Genomic DNA, 23,348 nt, shown 5'->3' on the forward strand with positions numbered 1-23,348 from the left:
CTACGCGAACGCAACCACTTATGAGCGATATCACCCGCTGCTATCCCCAACTGTACGCGCTGTCAGAACGACTTCTTGCTGCCGGACAGCTCGCAGAAACCAATCTTGAGCAGGCGATTGCCTGCCTGGATCATGCGGAGCTCAAAAGCCTCGCTTGTATCGGTATACCTTCACGATTCAACCCTTGGGAAACACCGGCATTTTCCAATGTCGATTATTCCAGGCACCTGCAAATCATCGAGTATCTGAGCCGAACGGACGCCAGTGCCATGATGCTGTTGCCGGGTGCATCCCTCAGTACCCGCGCGATTCTGACCCTGGGCAATGAACAGCAGCAGGCACGTTTTTTTGCCTGCTTTGAAGAACGCCCAACCTGGACATTCTTCGCCGTCACGGAGCCCCAGGTGGGTTCAGATGCGGGCGCGATCAATAGTGAACTCACCCACGACGAACAGGGCTGGCGGCTCAATGGCACCAAAACACTGGTCGGGGCTGCCACACTGGCAAGCGCCGGCCTTGTGTTTGCGCGATATCTAAACAGCCAGCGACTGGTGATGGTGTTCCCCACTGAACGCGTACCTAGCCTGCGGCGTGATCCGCTGGGGGCCGTCGGCTTGGCCGGTGCCGGGTTGACGCGCCTGACGTTCAAGAACCATTGCGTCGCGCAGGAAGATATCCTGGGGCACGAGCGCCGCGAGCTCCTGCAAGGGCTCAACTCACTGAGCCTGGTGTTCGAACGTCATCGCCCCATGGTGTCGGCCATGGCCCTGGGCACGACATTTGGCCTGCTCACCGCCCTCGGCACGCGCACCCTGTCGAGCGTGGCACGACGTTGGGTCGCCCAGCAGTGGCGTACCTACCATGCGATCTTTCAGCAGATGCTCACCGTGGCAGACGGTTACAGCAACGGCCAGCATCAGCATGCCCTCACCAGCCAGCTCAAGCGCAATGCCACCCGACTGGTCGAGGACACCGCGTGCCACCTGCCCCATTGGCTGAACCGCGACGACTGGCTCGAAGATCACTTATTGCGCAAGCGCTATCGCGACAGCTTTGCTTTCGAATACATGGAAGGCACCAGCCATATCCACCTGCTCAATAGCTTCCGCCCGCCCGTAGCCCAAGGGGTAAGCCTGTGACTCTGTGCCTCGATCCCGCCGATATCGTGTTCCAGTCGTTTCATCAAACCGAAGCGCCCATGCCCGAGTGGGATGCCGACATCCCGCACTGGCGCTCTTATGTGCAGCATTTCTTCCAGGCCAACGGTGAGACGCTCAGCCCGCAGGATGATCAAGTGCAAGCGTGGGTTACCAGCCAGGAGCGCGCGTCCTTCAGCGATATGATCGCCGCGCTGTTACCGCGACTGGCTGCGGTCATCGACACTGCGCGGGTCAAAACCGTATTGATGGCCCATTGGACGCCAGACCTGCACATGGGCAGTTCGGTAGTGAATGCCGCCATCCATCAACTGGGGCTTCGCGCGTGCCTGGCATTGGCCATCAGCGACCGCGGCCCGGACGCAGCCCTGTTCGCCCTGGACGGCCTCAATGACTGCCTGGCTGGTAAAGACGAGGACGGCCTGTTGCTGATTGCCGAGCAGAAAAGCCTGATGTATGCGTCAAAACTGATGGCCGGCCTGCAACCGCAAAACAACGCTTGCGTTTGCCTGCTGAACAAACAGCAGCGGGGATTACGTTACCGAGGCTTGCGCCGCGTGCCCCTGGCACAGTGGTCCAATGAGACGCTTATGCACGCTGTCGGGCAGTTGGGACTGGCCAAGGAGCGCCTGACCCTGATTGGCCCTGCCGGGCGCCTGGAGGCCGCGCATGCCGGCGTGCGCTCTTATGCCAGCGACCCCCATTTGCTGTGCGCGGCCCCATTCGTAGCCCTGCGCACCCTCTGGGAGCCACAACGTGATTACCTGCTGATCAGCGAAAATGACAACGGTATCAGCCTGTGCGGACTCGCAGCCGAGGAAGGCCCACGATGAACATCGCCTCACTGGCCACCTACATTCCACCCGCCCGAGTGCCCCTCGACCTGGTCGTCGCGCATCGCGGCGGCAACCCGTCGGAAGCCCGGACATTTGCTCAGCTGTTCGGTATGCGGCAGGCGGCAACCCTGGCCGATGATGAGAGCGCCGAAGGCTGTTTCCATACCTTACTGCAGCAACTGGGTGAAAGCCTGGATGAAGGCGAGAACGTTGACGCCGTCATCTTGGCCCAGGGCTTACCAGCACCGTCCTTGCGCCAAAGCGTCAACCTGGCATCGCTGCGCCAACGCTCAACGTTCATCGCTGCAGATGCGCCCCTGCTGACCCTCAACCAACAAAACTGCGCCACGTTGTTCTGGGGGTTGCGCCTGGCCGAGCAGTTGCTCGCAAGCGGCAAGCATCGCTGTGTGGCGCTGCTGGTGGGCGATACGTTGGCCGACTTTGACCTGGCCGAGCGCTATATCCCTGGCTGCACAATGATCGCCGACGGATTTGCGGCCGCCCTGCTCAAGCCGGGTGGTGGTCAACGCCGGGTGTCAGGCATCCAGTGTTTTTATCATCCAGGATTCTGGCAAGGCCTGGACGGTACACGCGAAGACACCAAACGTTTCTATCAGTCCCACAACCATTTGGTCGAGCATGCGCTGGCGTCCTACCCCGAGGACATGCGCTCACGTGCCTGGCTGCTGCCACACAATATCAACCGTCTCAGTTGGCAAACCTGGCTGCGGCACCCAGGAAATCGCGACCATTCGGTGGCAACGGACCTGCTCGGTGAATGCGGGCATTGTTATGCCGCAGACCCTCTGCTACTGCTTGAGCGCTACGCCCCTCAGGATACCGGCCGCCCTGCTCTGCTGCTGTCGGTGGGCCTGGGCGGCTGGGTCGGTTGCGCTGCCATTACCTCAGACGCCTTACCGGAGACAGCCCATGTCCAGTAACTCCAGCGCTATTGCGATCGTAAAACCGTCCGCAGCCAAATACGCGCAACTGGGCTTCCTGAAAATTGCTGAAAGTGCCTGTCGCCAGCACGGGGATAAGGTCTGGATCGGTGAAGAAAAGGCAGCCGTGCTGCTCCTGGCAGGTGCTCGTCATATCCGCTTTTTCCTTGAGAACGAAAGCAGCTTTCACAAGGAACTCGAAAATGGCACCTCGGTCAGGCGACTACTGCTGGGCCAATCGCTGATCACCGCAAGAGAGGGTGAAGAGTGGTACCTGGCCAGAAAGTTGACTGCCCCGCTGGTCAATCCTAAATCGGTGCTGCTCAAGCAGGGCACCCAACTCTCCGCACAGTGGCTGGTGGAGGCGCTGCAGGCCCCGGAAAAGAACTCGGTGCAGGAAATCTGCCTGCAGTGGGCACTGATGTGCGTTGCCCACGGATTCGCCGGTTCAACGCTTGACCCTATGCAGCTCGACAGCCTGATCAATCACTTCCGCAAAATCTACCTGCAGCTGATTATCGCTGAGCGGACCGAGGATTATGCCGTGTTAAGTCAACACCCGGCCCTGACGGCGTTTCGTGAGGAACTTGAGTCAATGATCGGGCCGTTGATCACCGGCGACGGCGGCGGGAACGTCGATATGCTCCAGCGCTTTTGCCAGGCACTGGATATCAATGCTCACCCGCAGGAACGGGAACGGGCGATCAGCCTGTTGCTGGGCAACCTGATCGCCAGCGTGGATAACACCGGGATTGCGCTGCTTTGGTGCCTGACCCATCTGTCCCAACACCCCCATTACCAGGATCAAGTCCGCGAAGAGTCCCGCCACGGAACGCGCGACATGGCCAGCGCCATCGTCAAGGAATCATTGCGCCTTACACCCGTGACCGCCTTTTTCGAGCGCACCACCCTGGGCCCTCTGGAGATCGATGGCGCCGTGGTTCCGGCCGGCACCAAAGTGCTGTTTTCCCCCTGGTTGATCCATCGTGACGCCTCTTACTGGCCAGAGCCCCTGAGCTTCCGGCCCGAACGCTTTCTTGAGGGCCGGAAGATTGCACGGGAGCATTTTGTGCCCTTCAGCGTGGGTAAGCGTAACTGCGTAGGCATGGCGCTCGCACTGGACCAACTCACCACGGCCATTGAGACGCTGTGCAGCCAATGTCACTTCGTCCTGGCGCCATCCACTGCCCCCGCTGCGCTCACACCGCTGTATGGACTGAACGTGATGCCCAGGGGCGCTATCTGTTTCACCCTCGAATCCGTAGGCAAGGTCACACAGCATGAATGCATCGCCTAACCTGGCGGGAGATACCCTCCCGCACCTGAGCGTGTTTTGTTTTTCAGACGTGGCCCGGGACAGCTTTGCAGAAAAGTATGAACAGTTGCTGAGCACCGCCAGGCTGGCGGATGAGCTCAACTTTCATGCTATCTGGACGCCTGAACGACACTTCCATACTTTCGGCGGGATGTTTCCTAATCCGTCCGTAATGAGCGCCGCGTTGGCCGCCAGTACACAACGTATCGCGATCCGCGCAGGCAGCGTGGTGTTGCCCTTGCATGATCCGCTGCGCGTCGCTGAAGAGTGGGCGTTGGTGGATAACCTTTCGCGCGGCCGAGTCGGCGTCGCCTTTTCGGCGGGCTGGCAACGCAATGATTTCGTGCTCAATGCGCAGAATTACCGGGCACGTCACGAAGTGCTCTTCTCCTCCCTGGAGCAGGTTCAGGCTCTGTGGCGCGGCGAACCCGTGACGCGCCACGAACTGTCCTTTGCGGGCCATGCGGAACCGGTCACGCTGCAAACCTGGCCGCCCGCCTATCAAGCTGAAATGCCGGTTTGGGTCACGACAGGGAGTAATCCCTTGCTGTTCAGCGAGGCCGGAAAACGCGGCCTGAATGTACTGACCCACCTGGTTTCACAAACCCGCGAACAACTGCAGGAAAACTGCGCCAGCTATCGCCTCGCTCGCCGGGACGCCGGGTTGGATCCGGCGGGCGGCACGGTCACGCTGATGATGCATACCCAGGCTGGCGAGGATCGGGAAGCGCTGCTGCCACGCCTACGGCCAGCCCTGACAGGCTACCTGCGCGCGTTTATGCAGCTGTCTGACAACCTCAATGCGCCCTCGGCGCGTGATCAACAGACAACAGGAAAAAAACAGGACTACGCGCTTAAATGGGGCGTGGAAAAGTACCTTAACCACTACGGCCTGTTTGGCTCTGCCGTCGAGTGCCTGGAGCAGTTGACACAGCTCAAGCGTGAGGGCATCGATGAGGTGGCGGGGCTGGTGGACTTCGGCATGCCTCAGGACAGCGTTGAAACAACCCTACGCACACTGGCGACATTACTGTGAAATATGGAGGCGATATGAATACCATGAAACCCCTGAAACTGCTGCTTGCCGTGCTGGCCACCACGACCAGTTACGCTGCGCTGGCCGCAGAAAAAACCTTCCCGTTGACCGCCTTCAGCAGCGTTGAGGTCCAACAGGGCATCAACCTGTCGATCAAATGCGCCGCGACACCGTCGATGGTGGTCTCGGGCGCTGCGCAGGCGCTGGACAAACTCCAGGTCAGCACCAACGACAAAGCGCTATTGCTCGTCAATGCTGCCGCTGAAGATGATCGCTTCGGTTCGCGGACGCTGGATATCACGCTGTACACCAGTACTCCACTGACGGGACTGACAGGCAAGGCTGGGGTAAAAATCGTGGCGCCCGCCTGTGCCGTCGATCAGGCCAAGCTAGCCGTTGCCGGCAGCATGGGCGCAGACATCCAAGTCGAGGGCAAGACCCACGAGCTGAAGCTTGACCTCGCCATGGGCGGCACCTTCAACAAGAAACCGCAGCCCTTCACCGCGAAGGTGGCGAATGTACGCATGAGCATGGGCGCGGAATCTTCCCTGTGCGGTATTCCCCAGATCAACGGGAGCCTGTCTGCCGGCGCCAAGGTGTCTGTCAGCCCAACGGCTCAGGTCGATACCGGCGCCACAGGCACTTTTGGCAGCGACGTTTCAACCTCGGGTTGTTCCTGAGCAGCAGGGCTCAACCGGCCATCCTCCGTTTGATGGCAGCCTAGCTGCCATCGGATTGAGGGCTGTTGCGGCGCAGGGATCGCGCCATAAGCCAGGCAAAAACGTGCTGGCCCGTTCACCTGGCAATAATGAACCTGCCCATGGCTGACAGGTGGTTCGACCATGACCTGCGCCACCCCACTCTCCCCCTGCGGGGGGATGACACAAAAACTGGCCAGCGATCGGGTTAACCCCGTCCCACAGGCCTTCAGCCAGGCTTCCTTCAGACTCCAGAGCTGGGTAAAACGCGTGAGGTAGTTGGCTTCGTCAAGCGCCAGCCAACGTTGCTCTTGCGGGTGAAAAAAACGCTGGGCGATGGCTTTTTTAGCCGCGACTTTGCCGCTGACCTGTTCCAGGTCAACCCCGACTTCATGGTCCCGGCACAGCGCGATGGCGGCCGAATGACCGCTATGGCTCAAGTTGAAACGCAACCAGGCGTGCTCGGGCAACCAGGGCTTGCCGGTAGCGGCTCGGGCAATGCTTACGTGCTCGACCGGGATCGCCAAGTACGCGGCCAGCACCTGGTGCAGCCAACGTTGGGCCTGTTGGCGCACCGTCACCTGCGCGGGCACCTCGTCAAAATGCCGCAGCAGGCAGATGCCCACGCCCTCGATCAACTCAGGCAGGGGACTGCAGCGGTAAATTGATGGTGACTTTGCAACCGGTCTGCTCATGGCGATTTTCCAGGGACAAGTAACCGCCATGGCTTTCAGCAATTTGCCGGCACAAAATCAGGCCGATGCCGGTGCCATTGGGTTTGGTGGTATAGAACGGCACGAACAGGTTTTTCGGATTAGTCAGCCCCACGCCATGATCAAGGATGGTGATCAATAAGCGCCCTTTTTCCTCTGTCCATTCGATATCGATCGTGTCAGCGCTGCTGCCCATCGACTCATCGGCGTTTTTGATCAGGTTGATCAGCAACTGATGGATCTGGACCCGATCCAGGCTGGCCATCAACGGTCGCGGCCCGTTCAGGGTAATCACACGGTGGGAGAACAGCAGCGGCAGCTCGGCCACCAGGGCCGTCAAATCCACCCGTTCCTTCAGCGCCGGTGCCAGTTTGCCCAACTGCCTGTAGCTGCTGATAAACGCGATCAACTCGAGGGCACGCCGATTGATCAGATCGATGCCCTCGGTGAACCCGGGAGGCAGGTTGTCAGCGTGATGCCGGTAGTGTTGTTGCAACATTTGGCTGATGGAGGCGATGGGACTGAGGGAGTTGTTGATTTCGTGACTGATCACACGCAACAGGTCCTGCCAGGCTTTCTGCTCTTCCTGACGCAACATGTCGTCAACGTCACTGACAAACAACAGTACGTTCTGCACGCCATCCACCATGTAGGTGTCACTGGTCACCTTATAGCGCCCGGGCCGTCCTTCGTGATCGGACACCACCGGGTGTTCGGTATTGGCATTGTGTAAAAGGTTATCCAGTTGCCAGGTACTGGCCGTGTCGCCAATCAACTTTTCCAGGGAGGTGCCCAACATGCGCGAGGCGGCGCTGTTACACCAGATCAGGCGATGGTTGGCGTCCAGGGCATAAATAGCAACCGTGATATTGGAGATCACTTTTTGCAGCAGGAAATCCATCTCCCGCTGTTGCTGGCGGTGGCGCGACAACTGACCGGAAATATCATTGATCTGCTCGATAACACCCTCGAAAGCCCCCGCCCCAGTGGTCACTCCACGTAGGCTGAAGTCTTCCTGCTCCACCGCTTCCAGCAAGTTGGAGATGACGTTGATTTTATAAAGCAGTTGCTGAAAAAAGTGATAGCAGAAATAAACCATCGTCACGCACAGCACAAACAGCGTGAAGAACTTAAGGTAGATCGACTGCTCCGGAAAAAGCCAAAGCAGCACGTAAGCAACAATTCCACCGATCGGCGCGAGACTGCACAGCAGCAGATGACGTATTTCAAAAGAATGGAAAAACTTACTCATGGCAGATTTTTAATTTTTCAAGCCGACGATAAAAAGCACTGCGGCTGAGCCCCAGGGATTCCGCAGCCTTTACCGCATTGCCGTCATACTGACGCAGGCGCTGTAACAGCAGGGTTTCTTCAGCTTCAGCCAGGGTGCACGCGTCGGTCAAACCTGACGCCACGTCAGCGACTGGGCGTGCGGCGCTATGGGATGACACCGAGAACGGCAGGCAGAGGTCTTCCAGATCAATCACATTGGCGCGACACAACAAGACGGCACGTTCCAACAGGTGACTGAGCTCACGGATATTTCCAGGCCATGGATAATCAAGTAGCCCTTGACGGGCCTGCGGCGTTAACACCGGCAGGGACTTGTTGTACTTGCGCGCAAACCGTTTCAGGAAGCGCGCGGTCAACGGCTCGATATCTTCCAGCCGTTCGCGAAGCGGCGGTAGCTGGATCTGAATCAGGTTCATGCGATACAGCAGGTCCTGACGGAACCGCCCCTCCGCCACGGCCTTTTCCAGGTCGGAATTGGTGGCAGCGATGATCCGGCATTGAGTGGTCTGGGTCCGCGAGGAGCCGACGCGCTCAAATTGCCGCTCTTCCAGCACCCGTAGCAGTTTCACTTGCTGTGTCAGCGGCAGGTTGCCGATTTCATCGAGGAACAGCGTGCCTTTGTCCGCCAATTCAAATCGGCCGATACGGTTCTCCCGCGCGTCGGTGAAGGCACCTTTTACATGGCCAAACATCTCGCTTTCAAACAACTGCTCGTTAATGCAGCCCATGTTCACTTCGACAATGCTGTGTTCGGCGCGTGAGGAAATCTGGTGGATATAACGTGCAAGCAGGCTTTTGCCAGTGCCGTTTTCGCCCAGGATCAGTACGCTGGTGTCGGTCACCGCCACCTGCTCCACCAGGTTGACCAGGCGTTTCATCGCGGGCGAACGGACCACCCACTCGCTGTCCATATCGTCTTCAAGCGCCAATTTCAGCAGCTTGTTCTCTTCACGCAGACACGCACCTGAACGGCGCGCCTGGCTCAGGGTAATCTGCTGCTGGACGATGCTTAGCAAACGCTCGTTATCCCAAGGCTTTTGAATAAAATCGGCCGCGCCCGCACGCATGGCGTTGACGATAATGTCGACGCTCCCCCACCCCGTCATCGCGACGGCAGGCAAGCAATCATCGAACTTCTTCATCTCGGCCAGCAGCTGCAGGCCTTCCATGCCTGATGTGGTGTCTTTCTGGAAGTTCATGTCCATCAGCACCAGGTCAATAGGCTCTGCGGACAAATGGGCAAGCAGGCGATCAGCCTGGGTTTCCAAGGTCACGTCATACCCTTGCATACGCAACAGGATATCGAGGCTGGTCAGGATGCCCGCGTCATCATCTATAACAAGGATGTGTTTTTTATCGTTCATTTTTAAGCATCCAGCTTGTACCGCCGTGCCCGAGAGCACGGCGATCGTTTATTCATAACGAATCGCGTCGGCGGGCGACATATGGGTTACCCGCCGGGAAGGAAGCCAGACGGCAAGCGCAACGACCAGCGAAATCATCAACGCCACCCCCCAGAACAGAAGCACAAAGGGTGTGTGCCCATTCCCCAGCACACGCGTCAATTTGGGCGCGACGAAAAATGCCAGAGGCAAGCCGATGATAAGGCCGGTCAGCAACTGCTTGCCGCCCTGGATCATCAGCATACGTAACAAACTATTCTCAGTGGCGCCCATGGCCATGCGCAAGCCGATTTCCTGGGTACGCTGGTTGATCAGGTTGCACATCACCGCATAAATGCCCGTTGCCGCCAGTATCATCGCCACCAGGCCAAATAACATGAAAAGATTGGCGATAAAATGCAAACCAGCGGTATTGCGCGCCAGGCGTTCATCCAACGTCTGGAGCTGATTGACGGAAAGGTTGCTGTCCACCTGGCGGAGTGCGTTGATCAAGGCGGGCCCGACCGTTTCAGGATGCTGAGCGCGCAGCACCACCATCAAGGTGGTGGCAGGTTGCTGCTCCAGGGAACGGTAGACCGTGGCACGGTGGCGGAATGCGCTGAACGGACGCCCATGAATGACGCTGGGCACTACGCCTACGACGGTGTACCAGCGCTGGTCATCGCTATCGCGAAAACGCAGGCGCTTGCCAATCACATCCCGCTCTTGGGGCCAGAACTGTTCGGCAAAGGACTGGCTGACGACGACCACCTGTTGCGAATCCTGCGTATCACCGTGGGCAAACTCCCTGCCCGCCGTAGGCGTAATCCCCATCGCCGACAAGCTGCCCGGCATGACCTGCACGTCATTGACCATGGGATAGGACCAACGCTCGTTTCTGTTATTGGTCGACGAGTCGACGTCCACTTGGCGCGGTAGGGTGAACTGCCCTACGGCACTGGTGGTCAGGGCTGCGCTTTGAACGCCGGGAATCGCAGCGGCAGCATCCCGCAGGCGCTGGTAAAACAGGATGCGGCTCGCATCGTCAGGATAATTGTTAATGTTGAGGTGGATTTGACCGGTCATGTAGTGGCGGGTGTCGACACCGTAATCCGCACGAGTGGCCTGGTAGACCAGGACCGCGAACAACGCACTGATGCACAGGATCGAGCAGGAAAGCCCCACTTCAAAAATCACCAGAGTGCGCGATACCCGACCTGCGCCACGGCTTTGCGCGCCACGAGTGCCATCACGTAGCACGTCGTTGAAATTGCCATGCACGATTTTCCAGGCCGGCAATGCGCTGGTCAGCACCGCCGTGATGATCACCAGGGCAAGGGCATTGAGGACCAACATGCTGTCGAGTGACAACTGCCACCAAAAAGGGATCTTATTGGGTACGAAACCAGGCAGTATCGTATTGGTTATCTCCAGCCCCCACGCGGCCAGCAGGACCGCCACGACACCGGACAGGGAACAGATAAACAAGCTTTCGAGCATCATTTGCAAGACCAGGCGCAGCGCAGGGGATCCAAGCGCCACGCGTATGGCGATCTCCTTGGAACGCTCGGTCGTTCTTGCCAACAATAGATTCCCGACATTACAGCACGCCAACAGCAGCACGAAACTCACGGCGGCCAACATGATAATAAAGATCGGCTTGGTCTCCTCCCCCATGAAGTTTTCCTGGAAGGTCAATGCCTGGACGGAAAGCCCTTTATTGCTCTCCGGATGCTCCAGTGCCAGCGCCTGCATCACTTGATTGAGATCGCGGTTCGCATCCTCAAGGGTCACGCCAGGCTTCAAGCGCGCATACACCGAAACCTCCGGAGCGCCTTTACGCACCAGGTATTTCGAAGGTTCAAGTTGTGAGGGCAGCCACAGGTCGTGGAAGAAGGGAAAGGCAAAACTCTGCGGCATGATGCCGACGATACGGGTATGTACACCGTTGATCCTGATATCGCGGCCAATGAGTTGCGCGTCCGCCGCAAAGTAGTTTTGCCACAGTGCGTAGCTGATCACTGCGACAGGCGGAGCGCCTGGCTGCACGTCTTCCTGGTTCAGCACCCGCCCTTGAAATGGCTGGACCGCCGCATAAGAGAACATCTGCGGGGTGTTTCTGATGGCCATGTAGGAAACTGCCTTGCTGCCATCACTGATATCCGCGCGTTCTGCGTAGAAATAGCCCACATCCTCAAGCTGGGTCGTACGCGCCTGGATATCGCTATAGTCCATGAAGTTCAGCCCAGAATCGCTCAGGCTCACGCCATTCACCGTCGGATTGACCAGTACCATGCTTTTTCCGTCCTGATAGGGAAGCGGCGTGAACATAATGGTATTGATCACCGAGAACATATACAGGGTCAGTGCCAGTCCGCAGGACATGATCAGCACGGTCACAAACGTGAAGCCGGGGCTTTTCAGGAGTAAGCGCAGGGCATAGCGAATGTCAAAAAGCATCTTATGCTTCCTTCACCAGGGTCAGTGGCCGCGCTTGTTCTCCGTCGCCGACGACCTTGCCGTCAGACAGGACAATACTGCGCTGAGCACGCTCAGCCGAGCGAGGGTCATGGGTCACGATACAGATCGTGGCGCCTTCCTTATGCAAGTTATCGAGGATATTCAGCACCGCCTCGGCATTGTGCGAATCCAGGTTACCGGTGGGTTCGTCCGCGAGAAGAATGGCCGGATTGCCGACAATGGCCCGCGCCACCGCCACACGCTGCTGCTGCCCGCCGGAAAGTTGCGAAGGATAGTGGCGGCTGCGGTGGGACATATTGACCTTGGCCAGGGCCTCCGCAACCCGCTGCTGTCGCTCAGGTTTGGAAATATCGCTGCGGTAGGTCAGTGGCAGCGCGACATTTTCTTCAATGGTCAGATCACTGATGAGATTGAACGATTGGAAAATGAAACCGATGTCTCGATTACGTACCTGCGCACGCTGCTTCTTGGAAATATTCTCGACATTGTGACCCGCCAACTGATAAGTGCCGCTAGATGCCGTGTCCAACAGCCCCAGCACCGAGAGCAGCGTGGATTTCCCACACCCTGATGGCCCCGATATCGCCACATACTCGCCCTTTGCAATACTGAGCGTGATCTTGCTGAGGGCATGGGTTTCTATTTCATCAGTCAGGAATATCTTATTAACGTCAGTCAGTTCTACCAAAGGTTCCATCATTACTGTCTCCAGGGCGTTGTTCCGTTAGCCGGCGCAGGCTTCATCAGTTGGCAATCTCAATCTGATCGGCACCCTGCCAGGCGGTGCTGTCACTGAGAATAATTTTGTCGCCAGCCTTGAGCCCGCTGGTGATCTGAATGTAGTCAGCAGAACCCTGCCCGAAATCCACTTTCATCTTGGTGGCTGAACGGTCTTTGTCATCCAGCCGGTAGAGCATAGAAGGCAAGTTATTCTGCGCGAACGGCGGGCGTTCGACATACAGCGAATTATTGATTTTCGTCACCGCGATCAAGCCGTCGACACTCAAATCAGGCCGCGCCTCCTGAGGCAACGGCTGATTGAACGTCACATCCACCTTGACCGTCCCGTTGGTCACCGCAGGATCAACCCTGGATAACACACCGGTAAACCGGCTGCGCCCGGTGTTGATCGTGACAGCCTGCCCAACCGCAAGGTCGCGTGACTGCAATTCGGGCACCTTGAGTTCCGCATACAGCTCTTTTTCTTTCGCAAGGCGGGCAATATCACTGCCTACCGTGACCCGCTGCCCGACCTGGACCTTCACATCCTGCAAGATGCCATCGATCGGCGATTTGACCTTGAGCGAATCAACTTCCTGCTGACTCAAGGCAACCAGTGACTCCACTTTATTAAGGCGCATGAAGTTCGCCTTTTTATCCGCCTCGACGCTGAGCTTGAGTGTCTTTAAGCGCCGCTCTTCAAAGCCAACCTGTTGAGTGTACTGTTCGGTCAGGATGCGCGTGGTTTCATATTCCAGCCTTGGCACCGCCGCAATATATTTTTTCTGGGCGGCAAGGCGCAGTGTGGAGCCAAGCAAGCGGCTCTTGGCCTCCAGCATCAAGGCCTCTTGATTGAGGACCTTATTTTGCAACTCGGCGTTTTTTGCCTCGGTTTCGGCCCGCAGGGCGTTCAGCTCCAGTTGGTTCTCCTGAAGCCGCTGTTCGAGTGTTGGGTTACTCATCACAACCAGCAACTCTCCCTTGCTGACTTTCATACCGGCCTTATAAATGACCGACTCCACCCGCGCGTCAACGTTTGCCGCCACCCAGTTGATGTCCCAGGGCAAAAGGACTCCGTTGCCCCGGACCTCCACGGCGAAATCACCATACTTGACCTCAGCAACCGTGACGCTGCCGCGGGCCACCTGATAAGGCGAGAATCGGTAGTTATAAATAGCCAACAGCAGCACGAGTAAAAGGATGCCACCAGCAATGGCCTTACTGTGCTTTTTGAGTACTAACTTATTTCCCTGCTGCGGGATTGAGATATCCATTTTAATACCACCCTTAACAACGTAAATAACCACAAGCACACTTCATGCCAACAAAACAAACAAACATAACCTATTGATATTAAACGAATAAAAATCAACAACCTTCAAGAAATGTGAATGCCCGCGGCTGGCCGTCTCATTTCCGGAACGGCAGACAACCCAGCCTTACTTATTCAGCAGATGAGTACGGCTAAACCGCACAAAACACAAATCCCAATAGTGGGACGCCAGAGAGTCGCCCACGAAAAAGCATTTCGAAAATGGGAGTTTATTTTCCCTAAATCGAGACAGGGTGAAAAACCAGTTAACAAACAGACACTTAAAACAGCGAGAAAAATGGCATAGCAATTGCCTACTCATCAGCGAGTCAAACGCCAACACCAATAATAAAACGCCTCGCCATTGAGTGCTGCAGAACGGAGTCTGTATGGGAGAACGTAAAATCTCGAACGCAGAGAAGACATTATTTACACAACATATAATGGACGACCTGCATAAACGCCACCTGAACATCTATGGCAAACATGCACACACAGAAAAAGCCCTGTGCATTGTTCAGGTGATCAACTACATCGTGGAAAACATTTCAGAGGAGATTACGTTGGAAGACCTTGAAAAAACCTGTGGTAAGTCGCGGTTCGATATCTGTCGAATGTTCAACTTGTTCTACAACGTGACACCGATCAAGTGGATGTGGAGGGTGCGGCTGGCGCTGGCAAAGGAGTTTATCCTTCTGGCACCGGAGTGGTCATTGACCGATATCAGCTACGCCTGCGGCTTTTCTTCCTTGCCACATTTCTCTCGAAGCTTCAGTAAAACCTATAATGAAACGCCGCTGAAACTCAAACAGTACGTAATGAGGTCGATCCGGCAGGAAGCCAAGAAAGAATCGTCTGAATATGACTTCATCTTTGGCATGCAAAGAAATGATTTCTCGCGCAACATGCTGATCAACAACATCAACACACTATAACTAATAAGAACCCACACTCAGCACGAACCTCAAGTCGCTCACACACTTATACGGCACGACACATCAGCGCAGCCATGCCGCTACAGCGTCCTGTTGCCAGACAACGGCATGAGCAGAAGCTGAGGCAGCCCTCCAACTTGCTGAAAAAGAGTGGTGAGTGCTTGAGGGGAAGGCAAAAAAACAGAAGTACGCTCGATGGGTTCAAAAACCACCGATTGGCAAAAAACATAGAATCAACGTCTTGAGACCTTCACCCTCATATTGATTTTTTTACGTAGGCGTAATGCAGGATCACCCAGCGCCACATAGTCATCCTGCGCCGTATTATCCAGGAAAGCAGCAATACGCTTGAACACCGTGGCATCGCGCAACGCACCATTGTGCCCCTTGCCTTCGGTGACAATCAGTTTGCTTTTGCCCAGGACATGGTTAAGTACCATGGCATCTTCCAAATCGATACTCACGTCGCCCTTGTCATGCAAGATCAGTACAGGCTGCTTTATTTTTGCGATTAATTCCGGCCCGATTTTATCGGGGTGTACGCCGTAACGCAGCTGGTAGAGCTTTTTCATCGACGTTGCAATATGCCGGGGCAGCTTATGACTGAGCACATAATTGTCCAGCACTTCGCCGAAGCTGCAGGGGCTGCTGATCAAGATCATTCGCTTGAACGACAACCCCTGCAATGCTGCCATACAGCCTACCAACCCGCCGGATGAGTGTCCGACTACGACTGAGAAAGGACCGTATTGGCGCTCGATATCGATGACGGCCCTGGAGAGATCGTAAAAGGAGACCCCCTTGCCCGGGGACACCCCGTGTGCCGGCAGGTCAGGTGCAAAGACGGTGTATCCCTTCGCCTGCAAACGCTGGCCTAGGTGCCTGAGCATGATGCTTCGCCCATCCCAGCCATGCAGCAACAGTACTTTCTCTGTTTGCGGTGCCGATTGAGGGTAGATAAACATTTTCACGAACGTGTGCCGCCAGGTGAGATTCTCCTGCCGGCACTGGCTGAGCAACATCATCTCGGCGGGTTTATAGGGCAAGGGTCGGGTCTTTTCAAACAGGCGCAGTGCATACAGCGCTGACAGATAAGAGGACATCATGTCTAACGAATAGAGGTCGAACAGCCTGATTAAACGGCACACGCGCACATAGTGAGTCGTTGGCCTGACTCTGGCTTTCATTAACAAGGTAGGCCGCAGCCGCATCACCACCAGCACCCGCAGGTAATTCTGGTGGATCAGCGAAATGATCAGCAACAGGGGATAGATAACACTAAAGAACATGCTCGTTCCCGATTTTTTTCGCCAGCCGCCAGTACTCATTGGCAAAGGCTAAAAAGTTAATCGTACTGAATGCAATGATGATGCTCAGGATCGCATTCACGTTGGAAAAACGATCCCAGCCGGCCAGTAAGACAATCACCATGAGCAACTCTATGATTACCGTCAAAACCAATACACGGCGCGCCTGGTCCAGTTGTTCCAGCAAGGCTTGCAGAGAGGCCACAAACGCCGTGAGAAAGAATGTCGGTAATAACACCAGCATCATCTGGCTACTGGCGTCCCTGATGGCCCCATCCCCGGACAAAATGCCAATCAGCCTTTTTTCACCGAAGTAGACCCCGACCGTGAGCACAAGATAAAGCCCGCCGATAAACATCAGCCCACGATGCAGGAGCCGTTTCAGTCCCTCACCGCTGCTGATGGTCAGACGCTGGTTTATCAGGATGGCGAGGGCTGAGCCGCAGGCCACTGCTGGAATGACGATGAACATCCTGATCTTGGTGATGATCAGGAACGCCGCGACATACTGTTCACCCAGCGTGCCAATCAGTGGAAACACCAGCAGCGAACTGAAAAACACCACCATGAACGATGCGAAGATCGGCAAGCCCACCTGCTGGAGCAGGCCTTTCAATCGCGCAATGAACGCTTGCGGTCGGTCATCCGGCTCCTGGCGGCCAACACGCCATACCAGCCAGGTGGCGACCGGGAGCAACAGGCCGGATGCCAAGGCATTGGCCAGGAGAATGGAATAGAAGCCCAGGCCGTAGACGTGGTAGCTGGTGTAGCAAATACCGGCGTTCAGGAGAATGTAGGCAATCACAAGGAACATGCTCGCCGCACTTTTACCCTGCCCTCGCAGAGCGCTGTTGCACATCTCTAGCTGAATGAACGGCAACATCGACAGGAAATAGAGAGGAAGCGCCTCTGGGTAAAAGCTCCCGCCGGATACAGGCAGCAGCTTTTCCAGCCAAGACGACGACAACGCAATTGCCCCACTCAACAAGGCAACCACCAGGATGCCCAGCAAGGATAAAAAGGTGGTTGCCCTCGATACTTTCTGTCTTGACCAAAGGTTCAAGGACCTGGCGCTGAACACCTGGTTGCTGATAGCCAGGCATTCGAGAATCGCCAGGAATAAAAAACTGAACGGCTGGATCATCGACAGCCAATAAATCGAGGTTGTCTCGGCGCCATGCCCCAAGATGGCGGTCTGGATGTTTTGCGAAAAAGACACCGCGACGGCCACAACGATCATTGGCCATGCAAGCTTGAGCAGATCCACGATATCCCGGCCTGCCCCCTGGCGTTGCAACAGCACCAACCCCGGCGAAGTGCTCACATGACCTCCCCCAGGCTATCGCGCCGTGGCACGGCGTAGTAACCCGTTGTCTTGCCATACAGGCTGTAAAACATCATCGACAGATAAGACAGCGTGTGCGTTGCACCAAGCAGGTAGCCATGGCCACCCATCAGTTTTTCCGCTCGGTTGGTCAGCAGGGTGATCTGCCAATGGTCGTCTTCAGCGTCCTGGAAGTCTTGCGCCGCGATGCGCATTTCCCATTGGGACACCAAGAGGCTGCACTGGCTGCTCAAGTCCGCGAATTCGGCTTTGATCAACTGATGCCGGGTGGTTTTCACACCAAAGCTGCGGCGTGCGGACAAATGCGTCCAGCTCATGCCCAGCATGCGCACCAACAGCCCCAAGCGGGCGGCGACAGAGACAATGAGTTGGGTATCATCGACGGCGACCGTCCGCTCTTCTCCCAGGAATTGCAGGTCCAGGCCGAGGCAAGCAAGCACCCTGTCCACCTGGGCTGGGCTGGCTGTCGCTGTGCGTTCATACGGCACGATTTGATAGCCGTGGCTGAATGCACTCGCCGCCGGCAACTCAAGACGCAACAAGCGCACGGCTTGCGCAGGCTCATTATCCGCAAACAGCTGATAAGTCCTGTTAAACGGACCGTCAGGCATACGAGCTCTCCACCTGCACGTGCTGCTCAATCCACCCGATCAATTTACCGACCGAGGTGAATGCGTCCTGACTGATTTGATCAGGCTCAAACATCAACCCAGGTACTTTTTCTTCAAGGGTCAACAAGAACTGCACAAACAACACTGAATCCAGATCCAAGTCTTCGTTGAAATCCGTTTCCAGGCTGACCGACACGCCGGACGACATAACATCGTTGAGCGCTTCATTAACCGCCAAGAGAAGACGTGACATGTAAAACCTCGCTGTTTTGGTTTTTTTCAATTAAAACGCATGAAAGCGTAACGCCCATGCCCATGGTCAGGCAGAGTATTCGTTGCCCGCTAAAGCCTTTTAACAGGGCGGACAAATTAAATAGGACATCCGAACAATAGGCATGCCCGTACTCGGCAACATGTTCGGTAAACAGAATCCCTTTGAAACCCAACTTATCGGCCACTCTTTTAAGCATCGGCAGGTCTAGGTTGCACGGAACGATGGCGTCGATACTGTCAGGCGACACATTGAATTTATCCAACGCATACAGGTAGAAGTCATAATAGTCCTGCTCCAGCGACGCATATAACTCGCGCCGGCGCGTGGGCGTTTCCTGGCGGTGGTTATCATAGAAGGACGCCAGGTGCCTTACAGCGGTATGCGTCAACTGCCACTGGGCAGGTCCCGCATTGAGCAGCATCGCCGCAGGCACTTCGGCCAGCACGCTGTTATCCAGCCGGTTGACGGCACTGTGAAAAGCCTTCTCCCCGGTCAGGAGAATCATCGGCTCGCCGCGCTTGATCAATCTGTTTTTGAATAGGTGAATCGCCGATAAGGCAGACGAACAATGGTTCAAGTTGACCGTGAGTACTTCCCAATGCCCTATCCCGCCGGCCTCGGCAATGTCCTCCAGCCAATGACTATCAAAGAACGTGTTATGCGTTTGGGTCTTGGCATATACCAGGCACCCACTGAGTTGTTTGACATAAGGGTTTGCTGCCATCAGTGCGCACAGCGTTTGCTCCAGCATCTGTGCATGGGGGCTGGACGACATGCCAACGGCCTGTAAAGAATAATAGCGCTGCAGGACCTTGCACGTACCCGCTTTTAAATCGTGGGATTGCTCAAGCGTACTCAAGGGTTCTAATGAAATACGATCCGGCAACCAACATAAATAATTAAGTGGCAGCATAACGTTCCCGCATGGCGTAGTTTTTTAGTGCATCACTAAACTACCCACATCGTCCCAGAAACGAATTGTGCTTTTTGCCTCAAATTGCTTAAACGGCATGATTTTCCCATTTGCAGATCCCACAAATGGAATTTTTACGGGCGACCGGCAAGGGTGCCCTCAAGAACCCCCTCGCCGGCCAGACGCGATCGCGCGGGTCAGTCCAACATTGCAACATGCTTGGGATGGCTCGCCACGCGGGCCAACCACGCCTGCACCGCCGGGTAAGGCGACAGATCAAAACCGCCCTCATGCGCCACATGGGTGTAGGCATACAGCGCGATATCGGCAATCGAGTACTGGTCGCCCACCAGGTACGGTGTTGCTTGCAGCTGACGCTCCATCACCTTCAGTGCCTTGTAACCGCCCTTGTGAGTAGTTTTGTACTCATCAAGGCGATCTTCCGGCATGTTCAGGTAAAACTGGATAAACCGTGCGACCGCAATATACGGCTCGTGGCTGTATTGCTCGAAAAACTGCCACTGCAGTACTTGAGTGCGCAGGCGCGGCTCGCTCGGCAAAAACTCGCTGCCATCGGCGAGGAAGTTGAGGATCGCGTTGGATTCCCACAGACAGGTGCCGTCTTCAAGTTCCAAGACGGGGATCTTGCCGTTGGGGTTCTTGGCCAGAAACTCGGCGGTCTCGGTGTCACCGTTGAGGATGTCGACATCGATCCATTGATACGGGATGCCCAACAGGTTGAGCATCAATTTGACCTTGTAGCAGTTGCCCGACTTGTAATCGCCATAAACCTTGTACATGGGGCTCCCCTTATGCCGCTTGCGCGTGCTGTGCTTGACGGACCACCGCGGCCAGGCGCTTGAGACCTTCATCCAGGCGGGCCGGGTCGATATGGCTGAAATTGAGCCGCAACGAGCCGAGGTGTTGGTCCGGCTCAGAAAAGAACGGTTCACCGGGCATGAACGCGACGTTCTGTTCTAATGCTTGCGCCAATAAGGTGCGGGTGTCGAGCGGCTGTTTCAAGGTCAGCCAGAAGAATAATCCGCCTTGGGGCACTTGCCAGTCGGCCAGTTCGCCAAAGTGACGCGCAAGGGCCGCCTGGAAGGCATCGCGGCGCTCACGGTAAAAGCTGCGCAATTGGACCAGATGTTGCTGGTAGTTTTCGCTGCCGAGCCACTGCATCGCCTGCCATTGGCCGACACGGTTGGTGTGCAGGTCCGCCGATTGCTTGAGCTTGAGCAAATGCGGGAACAGGTCCGGGCTGGCAATCAGGTAGCCGACACGCAGCCCAGGCAGCAGGGTCTTGGACACCGTGCCGGTGTAGATCCAGCTGGCTCGCTTCAAGCGCCCAGCGATGGGCTGCGCACTGCCACCGTCGAAGGTCAGCTCGCGGTAGGGCTCGTCTTCGATCAAGGTCACGCCGAACTCATCGAGCAAGGCGGCGACGGCCTCGCGCTTGGCTTCGCTGTAGCGTACGGCTGAGGGATTCTGGAACGTCGGGATCAGGTAGATGAACGCCGGGTGATGGCGTTCGAGGCTCGCACGCAGGGCGGCCAGGTCCGGACCATCCGCCTCCAGCGGTACGGTGAGGCAATCGGCACCGAACAATTGGAAGATCTGCAGCGCGGCCAGGTAGGTCGGGCCTTCCAGCAGGACTTGGGTGCCTTTGTCGATATACAGCTTGGCCGCCAGGTCCAGGGTTTGCTGGGAGCCGCTGACTACCAGCACTTGGCTGGCCTGGCAAGGCACGCCCAGGGCACGCGCCTGGGCGGCGAGCAGTTCACGCAACTGCGGCTCGCCTTCGCTCATGCCGTATTGGCCGATGTTCAAGGGCATCTCGTCCCAGTTCAACGCCGGCAGCATGGCTTCGGCCGGCAGGCCGCCGGCGAATGACATCACTTCCGGGCGCTGGGCGGCCGCGAGGATTTCACGGATCAAAGAGCTTTTGAGGCGCGTAACACGTTCGGAGAAAGCCATGGGGGTCACCGCTAGCGAAGGCTGTGGGAAATACGTCAAACTGCTTGACCGAAATTACGACGGCTTATACGGATACGTCAATATGCTTGACCTTAAAAACCAGACCAGTCAGCAGCAAGCCATGGAAGCCTTCTTTTTCGGCTACCAGGCGTTCACCGCCAAGGCGGATGAAATGCTTGAACGCCGTGGCCTGAGCCGAGTGCACCAGCGCATCGTTTTTTTTATCGCGCGCTACCCTGCCCTCAGCGTGAAGGAACTACTGGAACTGTTGGGTGTGAGCAAACAGGCGCTGAACATGCCCTTGCGCCAATTGCAGGAAATGCACTTGGTGGACAGCGTTGCGTCCGAGACGGATAAACGTAGACGCCTGCTGCAATTGACCGATGAAGGCCAGCGTTTCGAGCAATCGTTGCGCCGCGAACAGGTCAAGCTGTTGCAACGCGCCTTCAGCGAAGCCGGCGCAGAAGCCGTGGCGGGATGGCTGGCCGTCAACCAGGCGTTGAGTAGTGTGAATTAGCCTTTCATCCCCTTTTGCTCACATAATCGAAAACATTATTTGCTTTCTTTGTATACAAAAGCATAATTCGCTTCGTGCGAGTTCCTGACCTTTTGGTCAACAAAACCCGCCAGTACCTCAAAGCGCTGTTGCCCACTCATGTGACCGGCGCTGGAAATAACAATAAAACGCTTGAGGAGTACTCGCTGTGGATAGCCGCAAAACCGAAGCCCCTACGCTGGACCTCTCGCCCCCCCAGGGCGGCTGGCTGGAACGCCTGTTCAAACTGAGCTTGCATGGCACCACAGTGAAGACCGAGCTGATCGCCGGCCTCACCACGTTCATCACCATGGCCTACATCATCTTCGTCAACCCCAACATCATGGCCGACGCCGGCATCGATCACGGTGCGGCGTTCGTTGCCACCTGTATTGCCGCCGCGCTGGGCTGCCTGCTGATGGGCCTGTACGCCAACTGGCCGGTCGGCCTGGCGCCAGGCATGGGGCTCAACGCGTTTTTCACCTACACCGTGGTCGGCACCATGGGCTACCACTGGGAAACCGCGCTGGGTGCGGTGTTCATTTCCGGCGTGCTGTTCATGGGCCTGACCCTTTCGCGGGTTCGCGAATGGTTGCTCAACAGCATTCCGGTGAGCCTGCGCCACGCGATGGGCGCCGGCGTCGGGTTGTTCCTTGGGGTGATCGGATTGAAGACCGCCGGGATCATCGTCCAAAGCCCTGCCACGCTGATCAAGCTCGGCTCGTTGCACGAGCCTGCACCGCTGCTGGCGGCGGTGTGCTTTTTGCTGATTGCGATCCTCAGCTACCACCGAGTGTTCGGCGCGATCCTGATCAGCATCATCGCCGTCACCCTGGCCGGTTGGGGCCTGGGCCTGGTGCACTACAACGGCGTTCTCTCCACCCCGCCGAGCCTGGCGCCCACCTGGATGGCAATGGACATCAAGGGTGTATTCAATGTCAGCATGATCAGCGTGGTATTTGCCTTTCTTTTTGTGCACATGTTTGACACCGCCGGTACACTGATGGGCGTTGCACAACGTGCGGGGCTGGTGAATGCCGATGGCAAGATCGATAACCTGTCCCGTGCCTTGAAGGCCGACAGTGCGTCCAGCGTGTTTGGCGCCATGGTCGGTGTACCGCCGGTGACCAGCTATGTGGAGAGCGCCGCGGGTGTGGCCGCAGGTGGCCGTACCGGGTTGACCGCCGTGACCGTGGGCATTCTGTTTGTAGCGGCGATGTTTTTCGCACCACTGGCCGGCATGATCCCCGCCTACGCCACCGCCGGCGCGTTGATTTACGTGGCGATGCTGATGATGGCGAGCATGGCCCATATCAACTGGGATGAAGCCACCGACAGCATTCCGGCGATCGTCACCGCCATCATGATGCCGCTGACGTTCTCGGTCGCCGACGGTATCGCCCTGGGCTTTATCACTTATGTGGCGCTCAAGGCCGGCACCGGCAAGTACCGCGAGATTTCCGTCAGCCTGTGGGTGTTGTGCGCGATTTTCATCGCGAAGTTCATCTTCCTGTAGCACGGGAATGGCTGAAAAACCGCCTCACCTTCGGGTGGGGCTTTTGCACGA

22 protein-coding genes are annotated in these 23,348 nt (G+C 56.7%); 9 read left to right on the forward strand and 13 right to left on the reverse strand.

All coding sequences use genetic code 11. The annotated features are described in order from the left end of the window. Positions 1-20: 20 nt before the first annotated feature. The 6 genes from M5B43_RS20285 to M5B43_RS20310 are packed head-to-tail and all read left to right on the forward strand — an operon-like array spanning position 21 to position 5,965. A complete protein-coding gene (locus M5B43_RS20285; protein WP_248751782.1) occupies positions 21-1,139 on the forward strand; it encodes an acyl-CoA dehydrogenase family protein in 1,119 nt (372 codons plus the stop codon). Continuing rightward, positions 1,136-1,990, forward strand: coding sequence for a hypothetical protein (locus M5B43_RS20290; RefSeq protein WP_248751783.1), 855 nt, complete (start codon positions 1,136-1,138; stop codon positions 1,988-1,990). Before M5B43_RS20285 ends, M5B43_RS20290 begins: the two co-directional genes overlap by 4 nt. Beyond that, on the forward strand, positions 1,987-2,934 hold the full coding sequence (locus M5B43_RS20295; protein ID WP_248751784.1) for a 3-oxoacyl-[acyl-carrier-protein] synthase III C-terminal domain-containing protein: 948 nt from the start codon (positions 1,987-1,989) through the stop codon (positions 2,932-2,934). The genes M5B43_RS20290 and M5B43_RS20295 overlap by 4 nt, the downstream gene beginning before the upstream one ends. Then, complete coding sequence (locus tag M5B43_RS20300) at positions 2,924-4,231, forward strand: cytochrome P450 (protein ID WP_248751785.1); 1,308 nt, start codon at positions 2,924-2,926, stop codon at positions 4,229-4,231. Before M5B43_RS20295 ends, M5B43_RS20300 begins: the two co-directional genes overlap by 11 nt. Next, positions 4,215-5,285: a MupA/Atu3671 family FMN-dependent luciferase-like monooxygenase gene (locus M5B43_RS20305; protein WP_248751786.1), complete on the forward strand. Its 1,071-nt coding sequence runs from the start codon at positions 4,215-4,217 to the stop codon at positions 5,283-5,285. The genes M5B43_RS20300 and M5B43_RS20305 overlap by 17 nt, the downstream gene beginning before the upstream one ends. A 14-nt stretch (positions 5,286-5,299) precedes the next feature. Then, on the forward strand, positions 5,300-5,965 hold the full coding sequence (locus tag M5B43_RS20310) for a DUF2807 domain-containing protein (RefSeq protein WP_248751787.1): 666 nt from the start codon (positions 5,300-5,302) through the stop codon (positions 5,963-5,965). On the opposite strand, the gene M5B43_RS20315 is transcribed toward M5B43_RS20310, so the two are convergent. From M5B43_RS20315 to M5B43_RS20340, 6 genes are all read right to left on the reverse strand, one after another. Further along, a complete protein-coding gene (locus tag M5B43_RS20315; protein ID WP_248751788.1) occupies positions 5,902-6,678 on the reverse strand; it encodes a 4'-phosphopantetheinyl transferase superfamily protein in 777 nt (258 codons plus the stop codon). The two genes, M5B43_RS20310 and M5B43_RS20315, sit on opposite strands and share 64 nt — an antisense overlap. After that, complete coding sequence (locus M5B43_RS20320) at positions 6,623-7,867, reverse strand: ATP-binding protein (protein ID WP_248751789.1); 1,245 nt, start codon at positions 7,865-7,867, stop codon at positions 6,623-6,625. The genes M5B43_RS20315 and M5B43_RS20320 overlap by 56 nt, the downstream gene beginning before the upstream one ends. A 73-nt stretch (positions 7,868-7,940) precedes the next feature. Then, complete coding sequence (locus M5B43_RS20325) at positions 7,941-9,353, reverse strand: sigma-54 dependent transcriptional regulator (RefSeq protein ID WP_248751790.1); 1,413 nt, start codon at positions 9,351-9,353, stop codon at positions 7,941-7,943. A 48-nt stretch (positions 9,354-9,401) separates the two neighbouring features. Beyond that, a complete protein-coding gene (locus tag M5B43_RS20330; RefSeq protein ID WP_248751791.1) occupies positions 9,402-11,831 on the reverse strand; it encodes an ABC transporter permease in 2,430 nt (809 codons plus the stop codon). A gap of 1 nt (position 11,832) precedes the next feature. Continuing rightward, complete coding sequence (locus M5B43_RS20335) at positions 11,833-12,552, reverse strand: ABC transporter ATP-binding protein (RefSeq protein ID WP_248751792.1); 720 nt, start codon at positions 12,550-12,552, stop codon at positions 11,833-11,835. A gap of 43 nt (positions 12,553-12,595) precedes the next feature. Further along, positions 12,596-13,846: an HlyD family efflux transporter periplasmic adaptor subunit gene (locus M5B43_RS20340; RefSeq protein ID WP_248751793.1), complete on the reverse strand. Its 1,251-nt coding sequence runs from the start codon at positions 13,844-13,846 to the stop codon at positions 12,596-12,598. Positions 13,847-14,273: 427 nt separating this feature from the next. Between M5B43_RS20340 and M5B43_RS20345 the strand changes: the two genes are divergently transcribed. After that, positions 14,274-14,819 carry an AraC family transcriptional regulator gene (locus M5B43_RS20345; RefSeq protein ID WP_248751794.1) on the forward strand — a complete coding sequence of 182 codons (546 nt, stop codon included), beginning with the start codon at positions 14,274-14,276 and terminating at the stop codon, positions 14,817-14,819. Between the two features lie 233 nt (positions 14,820-15,052). On the opposite strand, the gene M5B43_RS20350 is transcribed toward M5B43_RS20345, so the two are convergent. The 7 genes from M5B43_RS20350 to M5B43_RS20380 form a co-directional block, all read right to left on the reverse strand. After that, a complete protein-coding gene (locus M5B43_RS20350; RefSeq protein WP_248751795.1) occupies positions 15,053-16,108 on the reverse strand; it encodes an alpha/beta fold hydrolase in 1,056 nt (351 codons plus the stop codon). Continuing rightward, positions 16,098-17,450: an MATE family efflux transporter gene (locus M5B43_RS20355; protein WP_248751796.1), complete on the reverse strand. Its 1,353-nt coding sequence runs from the start codon at positions 17,448-17,450 to the stop codon at positions 16,098-16,100. The genes M5B43_RS20350 and M5B43_RS20355 overlap by 11 nt, the downstream gene beginning before the upstream one ends. Then, on the reverse strand, positions 17,447-18,082 hold the full coding sequence (locus tag M5B43_RS20360; protein ID WP_248751797.1) for a hypothetical protein: 636 nt from the start codon (positions 18,080-18,082) through the stop codon (positions 17,447-17,449). The genes M5B43_RS20355 and M5B43_RS20360 overlap by 4 nt, the downstream gene beginning before the upstream one ends. Continuing rightward, on the reverse strand, positions 18,075-18,335 hold the full coding sequence (locus M5B43_RS20365) for a phosphopantetheine-binding protein (protein ID WP_248751798.1): 261 nt from the start codon (positions 18,333-18,335) through the stop codon (positions 18,075-18,077). The genes M5B43_RS20360 and M5B43_RS20365 overlap by 8 nt, the downstream gene beginning before the upstream one ends. After that, positions 18,310-19,269 carry a 3-oxoacyl-[acyl-carrier-protein] synthase III C-terminal domain-containing protein gene (locus tag M5B43_RS20370; RefSeq protein WP_248751799.1) on the reverse strand — a complete coding sequence of 320 codons (960 nt, stop codon included), beginning with the start codon at positions 19,267-19,269 and terminating at the stop codon, positions 18,310-18,312. Before M5B43_RS20370 ends, M5B43_RS20365 begins: the two co-directional genes overlap by 26 nt. Positions 19,270-19,466: 197 nt before the next feature. Then, entirely contained in the window at positions 19,467-20,069 is a 603-nt protein-coding gene (locus M5B43_RS20375) for a glutathione S-transferase family protein (RefSeq protein WP_248751800.1), read from the reverse strand. Positions 20,070-20,079: 10 nt separating this feature from the next. Next, complete coding sequence (locus tag M5B43_RS20380) at positions 20,080-21,246, reverse strand: PLP-dependent aminotransferase family protein (RefSeq protein WP_248751801.1); 1,167 nt, start codon at positions 21,244-21,246, stop codon at positions 20,080-20,082. An 82-nt stretch (positions 21,247-21,328) separates the two neighbouring features. Here M5B43_RS20380 and M5B43_RS20385 point away from each other — a divergent pair, with 82 nt between their 5' ends. Then, entirely contained in the window at positions 21,329-21,763 is a 435-nt protein-coding gene (locus M5B43_RS20385; protein WP_248751802.1) for a MarR family transcriptional regulator, read from the forward strand. Positions 21,764-21,950: 187 nt separating this feature from the next. Further along, positions 21,951-23,297 (forward strand): NCS2 family permease, encoded by a 1,347-nt coding sequence (locus M5B43_RS20390; RefSeq protein WP_248751803.1) that lies wholly within the window; start codon positions 21,951-21,953, stop codon positions 23,295-23,297. Positions 23,298-23,348: the final 51 nt, after the last annotated feature.

The sequence above is a fragment of the Pseudomonas sp. MWU15-20650 genome (assembly GCF_023242475.1).
Taxonomy (GTDB): Bacteria; Pseudomonadota; Gammaproteobacteria; order Pseudomonadales; family Pseudomonadaceae; genus Aquipseudomonas.